Source organism: Thauera chlorobenzoica (assembly GCF_001922305.1).
Lineage (GTDB): Bacteria > Pseudomonadota > Gammaproteobacteria > Burkholderiales > Rhodocyclaceae > Thauera > Thauera chlorobenzoica.
Genome location: NZ_CP018839.1, coordinates 2,490,265 through 2,506,072 on the forward strand (window position 1 = coordinate 2,490,265; position 15,808 = coordinate 2,506,072).

General features: G+C 66.8%; 14 protein-coding genes. 4 read left to right on the forward strand and 10 right to left on the reverse strand.

The window, feature by feature from the left end; genetic code table 11:
- Positions 1-74: 74 nt before the first annotated feature.
- On the reverse strand, positions 75-1,172 hold the full coding sequence (gene fic / locus Tchl_RS11505; protein WP_075148543.1) for a protein adenylyltransferase Fic: 1,098 nt from the start codon (positions 1,170-1,172) through the stop codon (positions 75-77).
- 588 nt (positions 1,173-1,760) lie between these two features.
- Here fic and Tchl_RS11510 point away from each other — a divergent pair.
- The 4 genes from Tchl_RS11510 (at position 1,761) to Tchl_RS11525 (ending at position 7,189) form a co-directional block, all read left to right on the forward strand.
- Positions 1,761-3,524, forward strand: coding sequence for a sensor domain-containing protein (locus Tchl_RS11510; RefSeq protein WP_075148544.1), 1,764 nt, complete (start codon positions 1,761-1,763; stop codon positions 3,522-3,524).
- 219 nt (positions 3,525-3,743) lie between these two features.
- Positions 3,744-4,541, forward strand: a complete 798-nt coding sequence (locus Tchl_RS11515) for a lytic transglycosylase domain-containing protein (protein ID WP_075148545.1) — start codon at positions 3,744-3,746, stop codon at positions 4,539-4,541.
- Positions 4,538-5,227, forward strand: coding sequence for a response regulator (locus Tchl_RS11520; protein ID WP_083945221.1), 690 nt, complete (start codon positions 4,538-4,540; stop codon positions 5,225-5,227). The genes Tchl_RS11515 and Tchl_RS11520 overlap by 4 nt, the downstream gene beginning before the upstream one ends.
- Positions 5,228-5,839: 612 nt before the next feature.
- Positions 5,840-7,189 carry a hypothetical protein gene (locus tag Tchl_RS11525; RefSeq protein WP_075148546.1) on the forward strand — a complete coding sequence of 450 codons (1,350 nt, stop codon included), beginning with the start codon at positions 5,840-5,842 and terminating at the stop codon, positions 7,187-7,189.
- A gap of 117 nt (positions 7,190-7,306) precedes the next feature.
- On the opposite strand, the gene Tchl_RS11530 is transcribed toward Tchl_RS11525, so the two are convergent.
- The 9 genes from Tchl_RS11530 to Tchl_RS11570 form a co-directional block, all read right to left on the reverse strand.
- Positions 7,307-9,331 (reverse strand): NEW3 domain-containing protein, encoded by a 2,025-nt coding sequence (locus Tchl_RS11530; protein WP_075148547.1) that lies wholly within the window; start codon positions 9,329-9,331, stop codon positions 7,307-7,309.
- Positions 9,332-9,946: 615 nt separating this feature from the next.
- A complete protein-coding gene (locus Tchl_RS11535) occupies positions 9,947-10,714 on the reverse strand; it encodes a DsbC family protein (RefSeq protein WP_075148548.1) in 768 nt (255 codons plus the stop codon).
- A complete protein-coding gene (locus Tchl_RS11540; RefSeq protein ID WP_075148549.1) occupies positions 10,711-11,343 on the reverse strand; it encodes a type II secretion system protein in 633 nt (210 codons plus the stop codon). Before Tchl_RS11540 ends, Tchl_RS11535 begins: the two co-directional genes overlap by 4 nt.
- A gap of 5 nt (positions 11,344-11,348) precedes the next feature.
- Positions 11,349-11,732: a type II secretion system protein gene (locus tag Tchl_RS11545; protein ID WP_198158943.1), complete on the reverse strand. Its 384-nt coding sequence runs from the start codon at positions 11,730-11,732 to the stop codon at positions 11,349-11,351.
- Positions 11,733-11,742: 10 nt separating this feature from the next.
- A complete protein-coding gene (locus Tchl_RS11550) occupies positions 11,743-12,255 on the reverse strand; it encodes a type II secretion system protein (RefSeq protein WP_075148550.1) in 513 nt (170 codons plus the stop codon).
- Positions 12,252-14,237, reverse strand: coding sequence for a secretin N-terminal domain-containing protein (locus Tchl_RS11555; protein ID WP_075148551.1), 1,986 nt, complete (start codon positions 14,235-14,237; stop codon positions 12,252-12,254). Before Tchl_RS11555 ends, Tchl_RS11550 begins: the two co-directional genes overlap by 4 nt.
- Entirely contained in the window at positions 14,234-14,734 is a 501-nt protein-coding gene (locus Tchl_RS11560) for a hypothetical protein (protein WP_075148552.1), read from the reverse strand. Before Tchl_RS11560 ends, Tchl_RS11555 begins: the two co-directional genes overlap by 4 nt.
- A complete protein-coding gene (locus tag Tchl_RS11565) occupies positions 14,731-15,282 on the reverse strand; it encodes a hypothetical protein (RefSeq protein WP_075148553.1) in 552 nt (183 codons plus the stop codon). Before Tchl_RS11565 ends, Tchl_RS11560 begins: the two co-directional genes overlap by 4 nt.
- A complete protein-coding gene (locus Tchl_RS11570; protein ID WP_075148554.1) occupies positions 15,279-15,803 on the reverse strand; it encodes a hypothetical protein in 525 nt (174 codons plus the stop codon). The genes Tchl_RS11565 and Tchl_RS11570 overlap by 4 nt, the downstream gene beginning before the upstream one ends.
- Positions 15,804-15,808: the final 5 nt, after the last annotated feature.

Sequence of the window (15,808 nt, forward strand, 5' to 3'; positions counted from 1 at the left end):
CCGCTAGTTAGCAGCCCTGAAAGCCCCGTCGTTGCTGATGGGGCTTTCTGTTCTTGGATACTCGAATGTCATTTTCAGGCGTCTTCCGGGTCGAAGCTCTGAAGCGCTTGAATCAGGTGCGGGTTGATGAAAAGCTTCTCCCGTCCGGCCTTCATTTCGCGAAGGAGACCGATGTCGACGAGTTGCTTCAGATAGACCGATGCCGTCTGGCGTTGGGCTATGCCGGCGTCGACGACGTTGGCGATGCGGCAGTAGGGCTGTACGAAGATCAGTTCGGTCAGTTCGCGGGAGTAGATGCCGGGCGCGTCCCGCTTCATCCGCTCTGCGGTTTCATCGATGAGCGCCCTGATTGCCTTGATGCGGGATGTTGTCCAGTGTGCGGTACTGCGAACCGCGCTGAGCATGAACAGTATCCAGGGCTCCCAAGCGGCATCCCGGCTGACGTTCAGCAGGAGCCGGTAGTAGTCCTGCTTGGCTTCGATGATGGCCTTGGAGAGGTAGAGCACCGGGATGTCGAGCAAGCCCTGCTCGACCAGGTACAGCAGGTTGAGCACTCGACCGGTTCGGCCGTTGCCGTCGACGAAGGGGTGGATGGCCTCGAATTGGTAGTGGCCGATAGCCATGCGTACCAGCGGGTCGATGTGCTCGGCCTCGTGCAGGAAGCGCTCCCAGTTGGAGAGCTTGTCGCGGATGCGTGCCTCTCCTTCGGGCGGAGTGTAGATCACCTCGCCGCTGCGGTCGTTCATCAGCGCCGTGCCGGGTGTCTTGCGGATGTTGATGTCGATGCCCTTGATGGTGCGGCAGATGTCGACTGCGGTACGGGTCGTGAGCGGATGACGACGCAGGGATTCAAACCCCTCGCGCAGCGCCGTCCGATAACGGAGCGCCTCCTTCGTCGCCGGGTCGGCCAAGGATTCGCGGTTATCGGCGAACTGGAAAAGGCGATCCGCCGTGGTGACGATGTTCTCGATTTCCGAGCTTGCCTGGGCTTCCAGCAAGGGAATGCTGTTGATCAGCACGGCTTGGTTGGGGATAAGCTCACCGGCCTGCTTGAGTTCGGCGACGGCTGCACGCGCCTCGATGCAAGCCTTCAGGATGGCCCGCGACTCGACTTCCGCCTGAGGGGGAAGAGCAGGAAGGTCGTTGTATGGTTTGCGCGGGTCGAAGGTCATGTGTCGAAAGCAGACTAATTCATCTACACGTTGATTGGACGTGTCGACGGATTCGACATAATATCGTTTCGTGTCGAAAAATGACGATATTTTCTACACGTTCGAGCGCAAACCCTGCCATCCATTCCAACCCAAACCTGCTACTGGCGTCTTGATCGAAATGCGCGGCAAACCTCGACCAGATCGAAGCGTTCAGGAGCGTGGCCGAAACCGTCGAAGTCTGATCGGTGCAGGATCCGGATCGGTTCCGGCCGATCCCGTGGTAGAAACATGAACGCCCCTGTCCGGGTTGCCGGCAGGGGCGTTCGTGTTTCTGGAAACGGCACCGGCTGCGGCACCAAGGGGGCGGGGATCGGGCCGGGTGTGCAGCGTGGCGCCGTGACCTGAATCACGATGTTCCCGATTAAGGCCGGCGTTGCGGTCCGCGCGCGGATAATATCCGGCCAGTGGTGATGTGCCGCGAGTCGCTGGATGCGGCGAGGCCGGCAGGGGCTGCGGCGTGGCGTGGCGGGGCGGAGCCGGGCGGGATTTGTCGGCCGGCTCGAATGCTGCGTATCTTCTGTCGGCATGTTCCTCCCTGGAAGCGAGATGAAATTTCTTTGGGTGCTTACTCTCCTGCTGCTGCTGGCGCTGACCGGCATGATCGTTCGCGCCGTGCGCAGCGAGCGCAGGCTGCGCGAGCAGAACCGGCGCCTCGAAGAGGTGATCTGGGGGACCAATGCCGGGACCTGGGAGTGGAACATCGAGACCGGGGAAACGGTATTCAACGCGCGCTGGGCGGAAATCCTCGGCTACACGCTCGACGAAATTTCGCCCAAGACCGCGGCCACGGTGCGTGCCCTTTCCCATCCGGACGACATGAAACGGTTCGACCGGATGGTGCTGCACTGTTTCCGCCATGAAAGCGAGACCTACGAGTGCGAGCTCCGCTCCCGGCACAAGAACGGGCACTGGGTCTGGGTGCTCGACTGGGGCAGGGTGGTCGAATGGACCCCCGATGGGAGGGCGCGGCGGATGTCGGGAACGCGCCAGGACATCACCGTGCGCAAGGAAGCGGAGGCGCTGCTCGCCGGTGAACGGGAGCGGCTGCACACGATTTTCGAGTTGATGCCGATCGGCATCGTGCTGATCGACCGCGACGCGCGCGTGGTCGAGTGCAACTCGGCAGCGACAGGAATGCTCGGCGTCGCCCGCTCCCAGGCACTCGCCCGCTCGATTACCGGACAAGGCTGGAACGCATTCAGGCCGGACGGCGAGCCCATGGCGCCGCGCCACTACGTGGGCCTGCGTGCCCTCGCCGAACAGCGCCCGCTCCATCATCGCAGCATGGAAGTGCGCGGCCCGCGGGGCAGTCTCTGGTTGCGGGTCAGCGCCACGCCGCTCGATCATCCCCGCTATGGGGCAGTGATCACCCACACCGACGTGACCGCGCAGCGCGACGCCGATGCCCGCCTGCGGCTTGCCGCGAGCGTGCTCGGCCAGGCCAGCGAAGGCATCGTCGTCACCGGCGCGGACGGCCGGGTGGTCGAAGTCAATGATGCGTTCACCACCGTGACCGGCTTCTCGCGCGACGAGGTGCAAGGCAAGACCCTGGAGATCTTCGAATCCGAACTGCATCCACGGGAATACTTCGCCGGAATGCGACGGGCGATCCGTGCCCATGGACATTGGCAGGGCGAGCTGTGGAGCCGGCGCAAAGACGGCGAGGAGTATGCAGTGATGCTCAATGTCAGTGCGGTGCGCGGCTTGCGCGGGCGGACGCAGAACTACGTGGCGCTGCTGAGCGACATCACGCCGTTGAAGAACCAGCAAAAACAGCTCGAACACATTGCCTATCACGATGCGCTGACCAATCTGCCCAACCGGGCGCTGTTTACCGATCGGCTGCAGCAGGCGCTTGCACAGTGCGGTCGCCGGGGGCGGCAACTGGCGGTCGCGTATATCGATCTGGACGGGTTCAAGGCGGTCAATGACACCCACGGCCACAACGCCGGGGACCAGCTTCTGGTGATGATTGCGCGCAGGATGAGGAAGGTGCTGCGCGAAGGCGATACCCTGGCCCGGCTCGGGGGAGACGAGTTCGCCGCGCTGCTCGTCGATCTGGAGTCCGCCGCCGACTGCGAGCCGGTGTTCGAGCGCCTGCTCCGGGCCGCCGCCGAACCGGTTGCGGTCGGCGACCTCGGTCTGAGCGTTTCGGCGAGTATCGGCGTCGCCCTTTTCCCGGGGCAGAACGCGGAGCCCGGCTTCGATGCAGGGCAGCTCATGCACCGAGCGGATCTGGCCATGTACCTGGCGAAGCGGACGGGCAAGAACGCGTATCGCTTCTTCGATGCGCAGGCAGGCTGTAGCTGAGGCGGCGCGGCGCCTTGCGCCCACCGTTCCGCTGACCTTCCCGATCCCCATGCATCCGTGATTGCGAGGCGGCGGCGTTTCCTTCCGGGGAAAAGTCTGCAGCGGCCTTGCCTGGCTGCGCCTTCCTTCGCGTGCTACTGTTCAAAAGCAAAGCTTTAAAACAAGAGCTTGGGGGTGCGGGATGGGAGCCATGTACCGCGATCGGTTCGGTAAGCGGGAGTGCGATGGCCTGTTCGCGGCCCCCTCGCCGGAAACGGCGATGAACCGCCGTGCGAGTGCGGGGCAGGCGCGGGACGACGGGCGGCGGACCTGCGCCGGCTGGCCCGCACTCGCCGCCTGGCTCGCGGGGGGCTGTTACTGTCCGCTACGGCTGCCGCTGATATCTACGCCTTCACCGATGAAAAAGGAGTGATGCATGTCAGCAATGTCCCGCAGGACCGGCGCTACCGCCTGATCCTGCGGGTACCCGAAGCCGCCGCCGAGCGGCGCGCCGGACGCCACGCGCGCGCGCCGGTCCGGCGCTTTCAGCAGCAGGTGGCGCAGGCTGGGCAGGCGCACCGGGTGGCGCCGGCGCTGATCCACGCCGTGATCAGCACCGAGTCAGGCTACGATCCGCGGGCCCGTTCGCACAAGGGGGCGATGGGCCTGATGCAGCTGATGCCGGAGACCGCACGCCGTTACTGCGTCGATGATCCGTATGATCCGGCGCAGAACATCCGCGGCGGCGTCGCCTACCTGGGGGACCTGATGCGCAAGTTCAACCACGATCCGACCCTCGCGCTGGCTGCATACAATGCCGGCGAGGCAGCGGTCGAGCGCCACGGCAACCGCATTCCACCCTATGCCGAAACACGCCGCTACGTGCCGCGTGTGCTCGATCTATACGCGCGCTATCGGCGCGAGCTGCCGCCATCGCCGGAGAACGGCGCGGCAGCGGAGGATGCGCCGGGAGCGGACCCCTGTGTGCGGCTGGTGGACGGTCGCCGAGCGGCGGGTAGCGAGGGGGCGCTGAATTGAGCAATCCTGGCGATATCGGTGACCCGATCCGGGTTTTCATCTTCGATGACCACAAGATCATCCTGTGGGGGCTGGAGCACCTGATCGAAAGCGCCGCCCCGCTGATGCACTGGGTCGGCTCGGCGGATAAGCGCGACGAGATCGTCGGCCGCGTGCTGGCGACTTCGCCGGACGTGGTCGTGCTCGACGTGGACGTGGGTGAGGCCGATGGCACCGAAGTCGTGCGCCACCTGGTGCGCGAAAGCGGCGCGCGGGTGCTGATCCTGACCGGCAGGCAGGACCCCGACCTGTACCAGCGCGCGATGATGTGCGGGGCGAGCGGGGTGGTGCAGACCCAGGAAAGCCCCGATACCTTGCTGCGCGCGATCGAGCGGGTGGCGGTGGGCGAAGTCTGGCTCAACCGGGCGGTGATCGGGCGGGTCATCGAGGCGCTCGCCGGCGGTCGCCGTCCGCAGGACGACGAAGCCTTGAAAATCGCCAGCCTGACCGATCGCGAACGCAAGATCATCGCGGTCGCGATCGAGAACAAGGGCGCGCGCAACAAGGTCATCGCCGACCAACTCCACATCAGCGAGCACACCTTGCGCAACCACCTGGCGGCGATCTATCGCAAGCTGGGCGTCAACGGCCGCATCGAGCTGTACCTCTACGCCGTCAGTCACGGCCTCAATACCCACCTTTGCTGAACTCCGGCACCAGGGGTGCAGCGGCCGCGGTGCGCCGCGCGCCCTTGCTGCGCTTGTAGGCCGCGCCCTGTCCCGGGAGCGTCTTGGGCGTTTTGTCCTGGACGGGCATGACGTTTGTCCGGCAGCTGTCCGCGCTCGCCCTGTCATCCGCTGTACTCCCCGTGTTTCCTTGCTTGTAGCTGGTTGCGCGTGCTTACCGGGACGCCCGCTGCGGGCTTCGGTTGCTTGCCGCCGGCATCGGAATGCGGCCGCTTGCGGGCTGTGACGGGCAGTCCGTTGACGGGATGCCCCGGCTGCGGATGGCGGCGACGGACCAGAAAAAAAGGCTCGATTGGATCAGATTGAAAACGGATCGAGTCGCCTAGGCTGAGCGGTACACGGCACCTATGACGGAAGAGAAAGGAGGTGGGATATTGCGGAAAACCGAGCAGACAGCGTGTTTTGCAACCTGTGTACACGGCCGTTTCATTTCAATGAACCAACGAAACAACAACGGCAGGTAGCGATGGGCGGCGGGCTTGGTGGATGACCCCGTTTCCCTTCTTCGAACCCTGTCCAGTCTGGTTCTGCGACATGACGCGCGGTAACAAAAACAAGGTGTGGAGAATCATCATGTGTTCATACGAGAGGATTCGTGGCATCGCCCTTGGCCTCGCGGTATTCGGTATCGCGGGCATCGGGCTGCAGCCAGGCGCCGCTTCGGCGGCAGCGGGCGACGTGGGGCCGGACGTGCCGGCCGTGCTGATACCGGGCAATCCGACCTGCTCGCAACTGATCAGTGGCGTTGACGGGCTGGTCGAATTCAAGATCGACAGCCCGGCCGATGGCAACTTCCTGCATGGAACGGCGTCCTTTGCCATCGACGTGCGCAGCACGGCGCTCGGCCCGGTCTTCGACTGGGTGATCACGGGAGGCCAAGTGTACGGGATCGTCGCCAAGGGTGGGCCGAACGCCAACCTTTACGATTACGCGGGCAACGGCGTCCTGGTCTTCCACGACGACGGCCTGCATTCACCGACCAACCCGAGCAATGGCAAGTACTACGGCTTGAGCCACGTCTCGTTCTGCTACGTTCCTGGAGCGCCCGAGGTCGAGGTCGGCAAGGTGTGCGTGCCGAGCGCGAGCAACCCGAGCTTCGACGCCGACACCAACATGGTGCATACCGTGTTCGACGTGACGATCGAGAACACCGGAGTCGGCACCGTCTACGACGTGACCATCGAAGAAGCGGCTTCCGTGTTCAGTGACGCAGTGCTCGACAAGGCCGGCAGCCAGTGCTCGCTGACTGCGATCGGTGGCGTCCCGGTCGGGCCGACGACGCTGTTGAGCTGGGATGGGAGCACGGCGACGACGACGGCGGTGAAGGTGGCCGACAGTCTGGCCGAAGGTGCGACGCTCGGCGTGACCGTCGAATGCGATTCGAGCCGCAGCCAGTTGTCCAACACCATCAGCGTGAAGGCCAAGGCATCGGCGGCGAGCCCGACTTTCGATGTTCCGCTGGCAACGCATACGACGACCAGCGCCGAGCAATGCGGGCTGAGCCTGCAAAGCGGCCTGACCGTGGCCAAGGCCTGCACCAGCGTGTCGATGGTCGGTGGCGTGGTGCCGCAGGTGTGCGTCGATATCACCGTGACCAACACCTCGCAGCAGGACGTGACCGTGACCAGCCTGGTCGATGTCGAATCGAACGGGCAGGTGGTGGATGTGCTCGGTGAGTTCGAGGCCGCCAACGGCAATTCCGGCCTCCTCCAGCAGGCAGGGGCGGTAGGCGACAGCGTGACCTTCAATCGCTGCTACACGCCGACTGCGACCGGCTCCGATCCGCTGGATCCGGCACTGGTCAGCTACCCCGACCAGGTGACGGTGACCGGCGTCGGTGTGTTCGACCAAGCACCGATCCCGCCTGTGGGTGACCCCGCGATCAGCGCTACCGCGAGCTGCCCGCTGTGCCCGCAACCGTAATGACAAACGGAGTGCGTGAAGCAATGTAGCAAACGGATGAGCAGGTTTCTGCACAGGAAGCTGGCCCGGGCGAGGGGGGACTCTCGCCCGGGCCGGCGCATGATTGCCAGGCCGTTGCTAGCGGCTTGCGGTGAAGCTGGCCGAATTGCTCAGCGACTTGCCGCTGCTGGTGGCGACGCTTGCCATCTGATAGCTGCCGGCGGGGTCGTTACGCTTGAGCTTGTACTTGTGGATGGCGCGGCCGTCGCTGCCGGTGGTGACGCTTTGCGTCATCGTCTTGCCGTCGGCCTTGGTCAGCGTGAAGCTGACACTAGCCCCCGCGACCGGGCTGCCGCCGGCGCTGACGGCAGCGGTCGATACCACCGTGTCGCCCAGCGTATAGCTGCTCTTGTCGGTGGTGAGCGTGGCGCTCAGTTCGGTACTGCTGCTGCCGGCCTCGACCGTGTAGGTCGAGCTGGCGCTGCCGCTCAGGCTGGTGCTGGCGCCGTGGGTCGCGGTCGCGCTCACGTTGTAGGTGCCGGCACTGGCGCTGGTCGGTGAAGCGACCGTCAGCGTGGTCGAGGCCGCGCTGCCGGGAGCGAGGACGAGGGAGTTCGCCGCCAGCGTGCCGCTCCAGCCCGTGGGCACGGCGCGTGCGAGACTGAAGCTGGTGCTGGTGCACGCCGCGCTGTCGTTGTTGCTTACCGCCACGGTGTAGCTGAGCGCGGTGCCGGCGGCCACGGCCTGGGTCGGTCCGGAGAGCAGCACGGCGGGAGCGGCGCGCTTGCACGTGCTGTCCTTGCCGAAGGTCACATCGACACCGGCGCCGCTGGCATCGGCCCAGGTCACGGCGATGGTCACCCCGGCGTCGCTGTCGGTGAAGCGGCTGCCGACGGCGAGCGCGCCGTCCATCAGGTCGTAGGCGGCGGCGGTGGTGTTGCTGCGGGGGGTCATGTCGAGCTGGAAGGCGCCGCGCGAGAGGCTGGCGCTACGCAGGGTCACGCCCGTGGTCAGGTTGCCGACGCCGGCAAGGAAGCTGTCGAAGCCCTGCGGCTGGCGGTATTCGAGGTAGTAGTAGGTGGGGTCGCCGGTTGCCGGGTCGATGCCGCGTAAAACCTTGAGCGCCTTCGCCCCACCCGCGCCGGTGGTGGAGAAGGGTTCGAGCACGTAGCTGCCGCTGGCCTCGACGGTGGTGATCGGCGGTACGTCGGTGCCATTGAGCCAGCCCAGGCGTTCCTTGCCGAAGGCGCTGAAGTGGCCGCGGCTATTGCCCATGGTGTCTTCGATGTCGCCGTATTCATAGCCGCTGCAGGTGGTGCCGATCGGCGACTGGTCGCAGTGCAGGCTGTGGGCATGGCCGAGGCCGAGGTTGTGGCCGAGCTCATGGGCGACGGTCTTCTGGTCGAAGGCGCCGTTGATCCAGGTGTCGGTCGGGCTGCCGCCGACGATCGCCAGCCCGGCCCAGGTGCACGCCGAAATGCGCGGGAAGACATAGACGAAGCGGGTGTAGGCCGACAGATCGACGCCGGCGGCGGTGGCGGCGGTGCGGGCGTGGGTCTTGATGTTCGGGATATCGCAGGTGGCGCTCGACAGGGGCAGGGTGTACCAGCCACGGACGGCGCTGCTGACCGTCGCTCGTTCCGATGAGTTCTCGCGCATGAAGGCGTCGATCGTGCTCATCAGGGTCTGCGCGCCGCTGACGGTGTAGGGCTGGCTGGTGTTGTCGCTGAAGTTCACCAGCAGCACCAAGGTGTTCTGCACCCCTACCGAGTAGCTCGGTGCGGCGCTCACCTGGGTGAGGCTGTTGTCGTCGTCGAGGGCGAGCAGGTTGTCTGCGAGCCGGCCGCGGGCGCGCACCTTGGCGCCGGAAACCAGATGTCCGGGCGGCTCACCGCGGTAGCGGAGCTCGCGGCGTTCGCCGGCGGGGGTGAGCAGGTAATGGCGGGTCTTGTGGGTGAGATCGGGGTAGTCCTCGATCCGCACTTCGAGGGTGCCTTCGAGCGTGGCCGATGCGCCGGCTGCGCTGGGGAGTGCGGGCGCGGGCTCGGGGGCGGCATGGGCCGCGGGCGAGGGTGAGAGCAGGCCGATCGACAGGGCGAAGGCGGCGAGCAGTGACAGGAGGCGTGACGGGTGGAGGCGAAGGAGGGATGGTGTGCAGGGCATCGAACTCGCTCGGAAAGGATGGGTGAAGAAGCGCGGGGCCGGCCGGGGCTGCGCCGGTGCCGGAAAGCTGCGGCTTGGGGCAGGGTGCGTGGGCGGGGGCGAACCACCTCGGCGGCATGGGCGCGGGGCCGTGCGGGGATCGCCCAGAGGGGCTTTTGTACTGTCCGATAAAGACTAGACAGGCAGTACAAAAGTACTAACGGCGCGCAGTATTCTTGCCCTGGCTGGTGCTGTCAAGATCAAGCCCGGGCATCTTCCCCATGAATTATGTATCTGAATAATTAGGGAAATTATGACGATGCGGACGTCCTGAGCTGGAAATGACAGCTCGGCTCCACATGCCCCACAGGATGGGCACCGGGTGTTCCGTCCGGACCGTCAGGGAGCGGAATCGCGACTTGCGGCCATTCCATCCGGCATGTGCGGCAAAACGACAGGAAGTGCGACGGGCGTGCGGCGGACGAGCACGCCGCGGAGCGCGCGGGTGGGGAGGGAAAAGGAAGGAGACGCGCAGCAGGGGGACGCTGCGCGCGTTGCCCATGACACGAAGAATCGGCCAGGTGATGCTCCGGCCGATTCGTTGCGCGTGCCTGCGATGCGCTCCGTGAGAAAGGTTTACATTGCCGGCCGCGGCGGGGGAGCGGGGGCTGCGGCAGCGGCCCCTGGATTACCGAGCAGGCGCTCGATCTGGGGCGCGGGAAGGGCGCCGGCGACACGGTTGTTGTCGCCGAAGAAGAGGGTGGGGGTGCCGGTGATGCGCAGCCGCCGGCCGAACTCGGCGAGCTGCTCGATCGGCGTCGCGCAATCGCCCGGATTGTCTGCCACCACGCCGCGCCGCACCGCGTCCAGCCAGGCCTTGGCGCGGTCCTGCGCACACCAGATCTTGCGCGACTTTTCGGTGGCGCCGCGGTGCAGCTGCTCGATTGGATACAGGAAGATGTGGATGGTGACGTTGTCGACCTTGTCGAGTTCGTTTTCCAGCTGGCGGCAGTATGGGCAGTCCGGGTCTTCGAAGATCGCCAGCCGGCGCGTGCCGTCGCCCTTGACGATCTTGATCGCGTGTTCGAGCGGGAGCTGGTCGAAGTCGATCGCGGTGAGCTCGCGCAGGCGCTCGTTGCTCAGGTTCTGCCGGGTTTGGGCGTCGATCAGGGCGCCCTGGAGCAGGTAGCGGACTTCTTCGTCGGTGTAGAGCAGCACGCCGCTGGAATAGATTTCGTAGAGGCCGGGGTAGGGGGTCGGAGTCAACCGGTCGATTTTCACATTCGGCAGACGCTCTCCGAGACGCTGGCGGACGGCCGCCTCGTCGGCATGGGCAGGGTTGGGGAGGGCGAGCGGCATCAGCAGCAGGGCCGCTGCGGCCAGGGGCGGGATGAGCAGTTTCATGGCAATACTCCTTGATTGGGCCGCGATGGCGGGAAAGACCCGGGCGCAGCCCGTCCGCCCGGAGCGGGCGGGACGGCGGGGCGAGGCGGGGGCGCCGGGGGCGGGGAATAGACGAACGTCCACCCGGAATAGCCGGGTGGGGCGCCGTCTTCGGCAGAATCCTGCGCTGGGGTGTGGATGACCGATCCGGCGCGGCCCGCTTCGGTTGTGCCGGCGTCCGGGACCAGCCTCCCCAGCGGCTCGTCGGTAGACAGGCTGTAGATGCCGGCGATGCCGTCGTCGGGGGCCTTGATCAAGCCCCATTCGGGGCGCAGGGTGAGGGGGTCGCGGTAGATCCGGCGCAGGTAGCGCCGGGTTTCGGGGAAGCGGTCGTCTTCGAGCAGGTCGGTGAGGGTGGGGGGGAATTTCTTCACCGGCCCCGGCGTGCTTTCGTAGTAGTGGCCGATGGCGCGGCGGAACTCTTCGCCGATGAAGCGCAGTTCGCGCTCGGCCTCGCGCTGGCGCACGGTGCGCCAGATTTCACCCGTGCTGGCGAGCAGTGCCCCCATGGCGGCGACCAGCAGGAGCACTCCCAGGTAGGTGAAGCCGGCGGGCGGCCCGAGCGATTGCGGAAGGGATGCGCGTGCCATGGTCGTCACCAGTCGCCGTAGGCCTCGCCCTCGAGGCTGTCGCCGGGGGCGCCGCTCCTGACATCGTAGACGCCGCCCAGCGACGGATCTTCGGGGGGAACGACGACCCAGGTCTCGCGGCTGTCGGTGATGGGGTCGCGCGGCAATGCGCGCAGGTAGCGCTGGCTGACGAGCTCGTCGAGGGTGTCGGGGTATTTGCCCTTGTCACCATAGTATTTGTCGATCGCCTCGCGCATGACGTTGAGGTCGGTGCGGAGCACGGCCTCCTTGGAGCGCTCGACGCTGGTGAAATAGCGCGGCACGGCGAGGGTGAGCAAGGTGGCGATGATCGTCATCACCACCAGCAGTTCGATCAGGGTGAAGCCCGCGCGGGGGCGTGCTCGCATCATCGCCGTTGCCTCACCATTCCCGGTACGGCACGCCGTTCAGGCCGATGCCGGGCGAGCGCGAATAGACGTCGAAGACGTCTTCGCCTTCCTGCGGATCGTCGGCGGAGCTGCGGTAGCTGCGCAGCCCCCAGGTCGCGGCCGGCTCGAGCTCGGGGTCGGCGGCCATCGGGTCGCGCGGGATGCGGCGCAGGAAGTAGATCTTGCGCTTGTCGGGGGTCTTCACGTCCTCGACCCCCTCGGCCAGGGTTTCGAGCGTCGGCGGGTAGCCGGATTGGTCGGGCGCGCGCGGGATGCGCCCATCATCGACCGCCTGCTTGTAGGCGTCGATGCCTTCCCGGAGCTGGCGCAGCGCGGCCCGCAAGTCCTGCTCCCGGGTACGCTGGACGACCACTTCGCCGACCGGCACCGCGACACTGGCGAGCAAGGCGACGATCGCCACCGTGACCACCACCTCGATCAGGGTGAAGCCGGTGTGGGTCGCGCGCGCCGGTGCTGGGCGATGGCCGGGGGGACGCGGGATCATCTCGCCAGTCCTTCCTCGCGCATCGGCCCCGCGGGGAACACCGGCGCCTGTGGCGTTGCCGGTGCGGCTTGCGGGGAGGGTGGAGGCGTCTGTTGTGGCGCCGGCTGGGGTGGAGGTTCGGCACCCGGAATCGGGCCGAGGGGGATGGCATTCGCATCGCGCGAGCCCATCTGCCCGGCCCCGCTCTCGCTCCCCGACAGGAACTCGATCGAACTGGCTTGCGGGAGTTCCAGGTTGCGCACGATGCGCGGCGTGATCAGGAGGACGATCTCGGTCTTGCTGTTGGTGGAGTCGTGGCTGGAGAACAACCGTCCGGCGATCGGCAGATCGCCGAGCACGGGGACCTTGTTGGCGCTGCGCCGGTCCTCGTCCTGGATCAGCCCGGCCAGCACCTGGGTCTCGCCGTCGCGTAGGCGCAGCGTGGTGCCGGCTGCGCGGGTGCCGACCTGGTAGGCGACGTTGCCGGCCGAAGTCGTCACCTGGCGGACGATGTTGCTGACTTCCAGCCCGACCGTGATCGTCACCTCGTCGTCGATGCTGATGCTGGGTTCGACGTCGAGCTTGACGCCGACATCGAGGTAGGTGATCGACTGCGAGACGAAGCCGGTCGAGGTCGCGGTGCTGGTGAACACCGGCAGCTTGTCGCCGATGTGGATCTTCGCCTTTTCCCGGTTCTTGACCCGGATCCGCGGGTTGGCAAGGACGTTGGCATCGGCGTCCTGAGCCTTGATGTTGAGCACCAGCGCCGGGTTGGCGATGAAGGTGGTGAGGCCGAGCGGGTCCCGGCGCAGGTCGATGACGCCGCTGGCGACGGTGGCGCCCACCCCCGGGGTGACGATCGGGGTGATCGCCCCGGTGGTCGGGTTGACCACGGTGCCGGTCTGGGTGCTGGCGCCCTGGGTCAGCTGGCCATAGCCGATCTGGGTCGGCCACTGCAGGCCGAACGACTCGAGCCGGCTGCGCGATATTTCGAGCACTTCCACTTCGAGTAGGGCTTCCGGTTCGGCGACGTCCTGCGCGGTGATGAGTTTTTCGGCCAGGCGGACGACTTCCGGGGTGTCGCGGATCACCACCATGTTGATCCGGTCGTCGACGAACACGTCGCGCATCTTGAGCATTGCGCGCAGCATCGTCGCCGTCTGCTTGACGTCGGCGTTGGCCAGATAGAAGCTGCGCACCACCAGTTCCTTGTAGTCCTTCTGCTTGGCCGGCGTGCTCGGATAGACCAGCAAGGTGTTGTCGCTGATCACCTTGCGGTCGAGCTGGTTGGTGATGAGCAGCAGATCGACGGCGTCCTCGATGCGGGAGTCGCGCACGAACAGGGTCGTCTTGAGGTCGGGCCGGACGTCCTTGTCGAACACGAAGTTGATTCCGGCCGAGCGCGAGATCACCTCGAACACCGCTCTCAGGTTGGCGTCGCGGAACTCGAGCGTGATCGGCTGGGCCAGCAGCGCCCGCAGCCGTGGGCCGCCGTCGAGGGCGTCGCGCGACTGCTCCTCGTCGACGCGGCGCATCAGCTGGCGCGCTTCGCGGTGGCGGGGCTGCTCGGCCAGCACCCGGCGCAGCAGGGGAGATGCCTTGGTCGACTCGCCGCTCTCGATCAGGGCCCGGGCATCGGCGACCAGTGCGGCATGGCGCCGGTTCGCCTCCAGGCTCGCCAGTGCGGCGACGGTCTGGCGGTTTTCCGGGTCGATGCGCTGCGCCCGCAGATAGAGGGTTTCAGCCTCGTCGAAGCGGGCGTTGATGCGTGCGGTTTCGGCGCTCGCCAGAAGCTGGTTGACGGTACGTTCGCGCTGATTGATGTAATAGGAGCGGAACTCGGCATTGCCGGGCGAGGCCCGGGCGGCGCGATCGAGCTGCTCCAGGCCTTCCTCGATCCGGCCTTCGGCGAGCAGTTGCTTGCCGTCGATGAAGGCCTGGTTGGTGGCGCAGCCGGCCAGCAGCAGCTCGCTGAGCAAGATCAGGGTAAGTGCGCGTTTCAATTGGCCCTCCCGATTTCCAGAGTTTGTTTTTCGTTCAAGGGCAGATAGGTGAGGCTCAGGGTTGGCGGTGCGATCCGGTCGATGCGGTAGGTGCCGTTGATGAGATCGCCTTTGCGTACGGCGAAGTTGCGCTCGGGTGTGCTGACGAACACCACCACCTCGCCGTCGATGATGAGCTTGCCCAGATAGGTGAACGGCAGCGGCGGGGCGCTCGGTGGCAGGGCGGGCGCCGGCGCCGGTGCCACCCGCCAGCTCCGGGGCGCGAACAGGTCGGTGATCGTGCCTTCGCCGGCGGTGCGTGGCGCCGGAACGGTGAGGGCCGCGCTGTCCGCTGCCCGCGCGCCCTTGCCGGCGGCGGGCGGGCGCGGCTGGCGCTGGCTTGCCGGCACCGCGGCGACGTCTTCGCCGGTCTCCCAGCGGGACACCCAGACGGTCGCCGCCAGGGTCGCCAGCAGCGCGATGCCCAGAACCAGGCGGCGGTGGGGGGCGGGCATCATTCGAGTCTCACGTAAAAGACGAACTGCAGTGCGGCGTCGACCTTGTCCTTGTCGATTCCGTCGCGCTTGAAGTGCAGATCGCGCAGGGCCAGGGTCGGCAATTCGGCCAGCACCCGCTCGAGGAAGCGGCGCAGTTGCGGATAGCGCCCCGAGGCCGGCACGGTGATCTCGTAGCGGGCCAGGCGGCCGCTGGGTTCGGGGACGAACTTGTACTGCGCCTGCTCCAGCGCCAGCGCCTGCTCGCCGGCGAGCGCGTAGATCCGCTCCAGGCTGTCGGGCAGGGCGTCCTGAGGCGGAAACGCCTGATGGAACAGCGCCAGCTGGTGCTCGGGCGTACCTTCTCCGTCCGGCGTCGGCCCTTGCCGCTCGGCGCTGAGCGTGGCCTGGTGCCGGGCCAGCCGTTGCTGCAGGTCCGCCTCGCGCTGGCAGCCCGGCAGCAGGGTGAATGTCGTCAGCCCGGCCGCGTAGATCGCCAGCAGCAGGCCGAATCGGCCGGGGCTGCTCAGGCGCTGGAGGCTGCGCCCCGGATGTGGCCACGACTGTTTCATCGCGACTGCTCCCAGGTTGCGGACAGGGAGAAGCGGATCGGGCGCTCGGCGAGCTGTTGCTGCACGCGGTGTTCGATCAGCACCGCGTCGCGCAGCACGGCGCCTTGCCCGAGGCGCTGCAGGTAGGCGAGCATTGCCTCGCGCCGGCGCGCCTCGGCGCTGATCCGGACCTGCCCCCGTTCGGCGTCGGGGGCGATGGCGAGCACGGCGATGTCGGTGCTGCCGGCGGCCTCGATGGCTTCGAACAGCTCGCCCCAGCGGCGCTGGAGCTGGGCGTCGATCGTCCGCGCTTCGCGCAGGGTGCGCACCAGCGTCGGGTCGGTGCTGCGGCCGGCGCCCCGCTGGGCCACCGGCTGGCTGCGTTCGAGCTGGGCGAGCTGGTCCTCCAGCGCGCTGATCGAGCGGGCCTGCTGCCATGCCCAGACGCTCACTCCGGCTGCGGCCAGGCAACCGAGCGCAAGCAGCACCCGTCCGGGGCGGTCGGGGCGCTGCCGCTGGTAATCGAGTTCGATCCGCCGCATCGTCC